The sequence below is a fragment of the Occallatibacter sp. genome, assembly GCF_049802275.1.
Classification (GTDB): Bacteria; Acidobacteriota; Terriglobia; order Terriglobales; family Acidobacteriaceae; genus Telmatobacter.
This window is the reverse complement of the sequence record NZ_JBARMD010000055.1, coordinates 1-5,781: the sequence shown is the minus strand read 5'-3', so window position 1 is coordinate 5,781 and position 5,781 is coordinate 1. Positions and strand designations below refer to the sequence as shown.

General features: G+C 60.7%; 5 protein-coding genes. 1 reads left to right on the top strand and 4 read right to left on the bottom strand.

Going from position 1 to position 5,781, the window contains the following annotated elements:
• On the top strand, positions 1-1,256 hold a 1,256-nt coding region (gene der / locus WA354_RS01790), incomplete at its 5' end, for a ribosome biogenesis GTPase Der (RefSeq protein ID WP_472811295.1).
• 81 nt (positions 1,257-1,337) lie between these two features.
• Here the strand turns inward: der and WA354_RS01785 are convergent.
• From WA354_RS01785 to WA354_RS01770, 4 genes are all read right to left on the bottom strand, one after another.
• A complete protein-coding gene (locus WA354_RS01785; protein ID WP_472811294.1) occupies positions 1,338-1,898 on the bottom strand; it encodes a carboxymuconolactone decarboxylase family protein in 561 nt (186 codons plus the stop codon).
• Positions 1,899-2,031: 133 nt separating this feature from the next.
• The gene (locus tag WA354_RS01780) at positions 2,032-2,613 is read right to left on the bottom strand and encodes a carboxymuconolactone decarboxylase family protein (protein WP_472811293.1); all 582 of its coding nucleotides are present in this window, start codon (positions 2,611-2,613) and stop codon (positions 2,032-2,034) included.
• A gap of 57 nt (positions 2,614-2,670) precedes the next feature.
• Positions 2,671-4,029, bottom strand: a complete 1,359-nt coding sequence (locus WA354_RS01775) for an APC family permease (protein ID WP_472811292.1) — start codon at positions 4,027-4,029, stop codon at positions 2,671-2,673.
• A 90-nt stretch (positions 4,030-4,119) separates the two neighbouring features.
• Positions 4,120-5,781, bottom strand: a 1,662-nt coding sequence (locus WA354_RS01770; RefSeq protein ID WP_472811291.1) for a M1 aminopeptidase family protein, incomplete at its 5' end; no start/stop codon positions are given.

Genomic DNA, 5,781 nt, shown 5'->3' with positions numbered 1-5,781 from the left:
ATGATCCGGAACTGATTCCCACGGAGATTTACAACCAGGCGAAAGTGGCGCTGGAAGAAGCGCAAGCACTGGTGATGGTGGTGGACGCGCGGACCGAGTTGGCCAGTCCCGATTATGACCTGGTGCGGCTATTGGGGCGGAGCAAGAAGCCCGTATTTCTGGCGGTGAACAAGATCGAAGGCGAGGCGATGGCCTATGCGGCGGAAAATTTCCGCCAGCTTGGCCTCAAGAATGTGTATGCAATCAGCGCGGAACATGCGCTGGGCATCGGCGATTTGCTGGATGCTATCGCGGAGGCGATTCCCGCCACGGACGCCGAAACGGCAGAGGAGATCGCCGAGGAGGATGAGATATCCGAGGGCGGGCCGCTCGAACCAGGCGCGGAAGACGATGAACACAAGCAGCTGATTCGCACCCATGGCGAATTTGAGCAGCGCGAAACAGCGGTGGCAATCATCGGGCGGCCGAACGTCGGCAAGTCCACGCTGCTGAATGCGCTGACGGGAACATCGCGCGCGATTGTGTCGCCGATTGCCGGGACTACGCGCGACGCGGTGGACGAAGCAATTGAGTTTGAAGGCGACACGCTGCGTTTTGTGGATACGGCGGGAATTCGGCGCAAGGGCAAGACGCATTTGATGGCCGAAAAGATGAGCGTGGTCATGGCGCGACGCCACCTGGAAGCGGCGGATGTTGCGCTGCTAGTGATCGACGCGACAGAGGGCGTGACGGGAGCAGACGCGACGATCGGCGGGTATGCGCACGAGAGCGGACGCAGCGTCATCATCGTTGTGAACAAGTGGGACGCGGTGACGACTAACCGCACGGATGGAAAACCTGCGGCGGATCGGGAGATCTTCGAACAGCAATTACGAAGGGCGTTGAAGTACCTGGACTACGCGCCGGTGATTTTTCTTTCGGCTCTCGAAGTGAAGGGAATGCCGCGCGTTCTGAAGGAAGTGAAGTCCGTTGCTGACGAGCGACGTAAGCGTGTGACGACGGGGCAGATGAACCGCTTCCTCGACAAGATCGATTTCCAGCGGGCTCCGGTGCCGATGGCCAAGCGCATTCGCATCTTCTACATGACGCAGGCAGCTGTGGCGCCACCAACGTTTGTCCTGTTTACCGACCGCGATATTAAGCTGCATTTCGCCTTCGAGCGCTTTCTCGAAAACCAGATCCGCGACGCCTTCGGGTTCAAGGGGACGCCGATCTGGTTCAAGGTGAAGGCGCGGAATGTGAAAGACAGGGACTAGGGACTGGGGAATAGGGACCAGGGTACAAAAGAGTGCGCGCCAGCGCTCTCTTTTGTGCAACCAACGAGTTGCATTCTAAAACTACGCCGCGGTGACGGGTTGTCGGATTGAGGGCTTGGTGTAGCCTTCTTCGGCGAGGTGTTTACCCATCTGCTCGTACATTCCAGGGTCAGTTGGCTGCACGGTGCCCAGGCCATCGACGTAGCGGTTGTACATTGAGAACGCTGCGGCGATGAGAACCGTGTCGTGGATCTCAATGTCGGTCGCACCGAGTGCGCGCGCGGCTTTCACATCCGCCTCGGTCACGAGTTTGCCATCCTGCTGCACTTTTCCGGCGATCGTGAGCAGCGCCTTGAGCTTGGCGCTGATGGGTGCGGCAAGGAAATTGGACTTTACTTTCTCAACGACGGACGCGTCGCCCAGATGGTTTGCGGCTGCGGCGCCGTGGCTCAATGCGCAGAAGGTGGTGCAGTTGCGCGATGAAACATAGGTGGCGATCAGTTCGCGTTCCCCAGGAGCGAGAGAGTTGGGCTGATGAAGCAGGATGTCAGCGAGTTCGCGCATGGGCTTGGCGGTTTCTGGGCGATAGGTGAATCCGGCGCTGATGCCGGGATAGCCTTCGGGAAGATTGATGTGGGGCATGCACTTCTCCTTCTGGATTGTTTTGGGCCCGCGCGCACGATGAAGCAGGTCCTTCGCTCCGCTTACCCCACGAACGCATATCGTTCGCGGGGCCCCAAGCTTGCTTCGCTCAGGATGGCAGATTTCCAACACACTAAGTGTGTGCCGGCGCAGACACTTCTGCGCCGAGATATTCCTTGCTGGTGTGGACGTAGCCGTTGCGGGCGACCATGCGGCCTCGTTCGCGATAGAGAGCTTCGTCGTCGGGCTGCTCGGTTCCGAGGCCGTCGACATAGCGGTTGTACATGCAAAACGCCGCAGCTATCAGGACGGTGTCGTGGATCTCGAGATCGGTGGCGCCGAGGTTTCGCGCGGCCTCTACGTCGGCAGTGGTCACAAGCTTTCCATCCTTCTGAACCTTCTCCGCGATCACGAGGAGTGCCTTGAGCTTGAGACTGATGTCGGCCTGCATGAAGTCGGACTTGACCTGTTTCACGAGCGCCTCGTCGCCGCCGAGGTGGGCAGCGGCGATGGCGCCGTGGATGCTGGCGCAGAAGTGAGTGCAGTTGCGGCTGGAGACGTAGGTCGCAATGAGTTCGCGTTCACCTTTGCTGAGAGTGCTGGGACCGGTAAGGAGGATTTCGACGAGGTCGTTCAGGGGCTTGGCTGTCTCGGGACGGAAGGCCATGGCGCCGCGGATGCCGATGTGCTCGGGGGGAAGTGGGATGTGGGGCATGGGGTTTACTCCAGTTCTGAGTTCGTAGTTTGTAGCTCGTGGTTCTGAATTCGTTGTCTAGGAAGAAATGGTATCGGCTGCGACGGCGGGTGACACTTCGCCGCGCCTTGTCAGGACCCAGCGAACGGGAAGACCACATAGAACGATACCCGCACCGAGCAAAGCCGAGCCCGGGCTATGCATGAGAAGCATGACTGCGAGCAGTCCGCTGCCGGCGATGAAAACGATCGGAGCGGACGGATACCACCAGCGCCGAACAGGGGTGATGGATCGGAACAGAGTCGCCACGGTGAGCGCGAGAAACACTACAGCAGAGAAGATGATGAACGCGAGAATGCGGTCGAAGGCGCCAAGCATAAGGACGAGCAGTGCCATTCCTGTCTGGAGCAGAACCGCGTTTGCCGGCGTATTAAAGCGCGGATGCAAGCGAGCGAATGTAGCGAGAGCGCCCGTCTGGTTCGTGCCACCGGCTTCTGAGAGAGCCAGCGCATAGGTGACGCGCGGCACCGCCATGCAAAGCACCATGAGGCCGCCGAAGACGCAAAGCACGACGCACATTGCCAGCACGCGTCCCCCTGCGGCACCGAAGAGCGTCTGGCCAAAGAGTGCCACAAATGCGGTGTTGGACTGAATCTGCTCCACGCGAACGACGGCAACGAACGCAAAACTGAGCAGCAGATAAATCGCGGTTACGATGAGCACTCCGCCGGAAAAGGCAACTGCGAGGTTGCGCGATGGATTGCGGACCTCGCCGGCGATTTTGCCTGCTTCCCACCAGCCGCCGAAACAGAAAAAGGCGCTGATGGTGGCTCCGGCAATCGCGTCGATTAACGGATCGGAGCCTGGCCGGCGCACGGAGAGCGGCATGACATTGGCCATCGTTGCGTGGCCGGAGATAAACGCCCATCCAACCAGGGCGGCGAGCACAGGGACTTTGAGCCAGTTGAGGACTGTCATCACGCCACTGCTTAAACGAGTGCCGAAATAGTTGAGCGCGCCGAGGGTGATGAGAATGAGTGGGGGGAGGGCTTTGGCAATTGGGGAGGGAACGGAGACAAGGGCCTGGATGTACGGGACAGTGCCAACCGTGAGCGCTGCTGCCACGCCCGGGTACATGACGACGGCAGCCATCCAGCCGTAGAGAAAGGCGACGCGCCGGCCGAAGCCGCGACGCAGGTAGAGGTATTCGCCACCGTCGTGAGGATTGCGGACGGCGAGCTCGGTAAAGCAGAGCGCTCCGGCCAGCGTGAGGAGCGCCATTCCGCACCAGACTGCAGCCAGAAGTGCAGGTGATCCCAGCGACCGGGCCATCCCGGCCGGGGTGAGAAAGATGCCGAGGGAGATGGCCTCGCCTGTCACGACCGCCGTGGCCGCCCACACGCCCATCTGTCGCCTGCTTTGGGGATCGACCTCCATGGTTTGGCTATCCTACGGACCCGCAGCGTGGCTGCGCATCAGTCTTTGGATGGAGATGCTAGGCGGAATGTGCACACGGATCAGGTGCCGCTATTGGGGTGCGGGGGTTGGGAGTTCCGGCTCCGGTTTCTGGTCAAGGTGCAGGACGTGAACGCTGGCCTGGGTTTCCGGGACCGTGCCGTCGTTGAGTTGGGCCTCGGTGGGTTTGCCTTGCACAAGTATCCGAGGGGTGACTGTACCGCGGGCGGGAATCAAGACTCGCTCAGTGGTTTTGTTGGTCTCGGAGCGCACGATAACGGGCACTTCGGCAGCTGCATAGCCCGCATTCGAGATGGTAACGGAGACGAGCCAGTTGCCGGATTGCACGGCGTTGGGGAAGACTTTGTCGATGGTCAGATCTGGGAGACCGTGGTCGGCGTCGATCCAATCGGCGAAGAGCCAACTGAGATTCTTACCGGGGGCGGCGGTTTTCAAGGCCTCCTGAAAAGCTTGCGGTGAATCGGCGCCTGCATCCGACGCAGATTTCCTGGAAACCGCGTTCGACGCACGAAGAGCCGCGCCAAGCGCATCGTCACCCACCAGGTCGCGCAGCATCCAGAGAATGTACGTGGCCTTGGTGCGGTAATAGACCGGGCTAGTGGCACGTGCGAGAGGTTGCCCCGCGCCATCGCCGGGGCTGGAGGGTTCTTCGAGCGCCAAAGCCTGGCGGCCTGCTTCGAGCGTACCTAAAGCCTGGTCGCGATGATGCTGGCGGTCATCCCAGAGCGTGCCCATGAAGTTGGCCGCGCCTTCATTGAGCCAGTAAGGACTGGGTGCCATCCACGCGTGCGTCATGGAGTGAGAGAGGACCGACGAGAGCTGATCGGGAGGGCCATCGCGCACGGGAATGGCGAGGAACGGACCGGATTCCCAGGGAATATCGTCGGGATCGGGCAGATCGAGAACCGTGAGCTGGGTTCGTGGATCAGGCCCAAGCCAGCGTTCAATCATCGGCGAGAGGTTGGCGGCGACTGCAATCCAGCTTTTGGCAGCCGACTCATCTTCGGGGACGGAGTAGACGGTCAGATGGGTTCCCGGGTGGGCGGCCTCGGTGGTGACGAAAAGACTCGGCGATTCGAAGCCAAGCATCGTTCGCCCCGTGTCAGCGGTCGCAATCCCTGGCAGGTCAGAACTCGAGCTTTGCGAATCTGTGACCTTGAGCGGGATGGCGTTGCCGTTGACGGCTGCAACTGTGGGCGCCTGGCCGTGGGGGAACTCCACCGTTAGGCGCAGGCGAAACTCGCTTCCGGATGAACGAAGTTTCTGCCTGCCGATTTCGTCGAAGAGGCGCGCTCCGTCGCCAATGATGACCGGGAGGCTTGTGGCGGGATACCAGACAACATTGCCGAATCCGCGCAGCCCGGTGAAGGCTGGGTTGATTTGATCCCAGTCGGAGTGGGATGCGGAGTCTTCAGGGGTTCCAACTGAAAGAAGACGCCGGGCAGTGGGTGGAATGGTTCCGGAGTACGTGGCGTCGAGTTGAAGCGTTTCCCCTTGCGCGAGTGGAGTTGGAAGTGGAATGGCAGCTTCGTGCAACTGGCCGGTGTGGTCGGAGTCGGAATTGATGGTGGCTACCGGAAAAGAGGCGTCGTGCCCCGCGACGCGAATGCGCTCCCAGTTGAGAGACGACGAAATTTGCAGCGGAATGAGGGATAGTGGTGCCGTCCCTGTATTGCGAACGGTCACGATTGCGCGTGCCGCGAACTGCTGAGC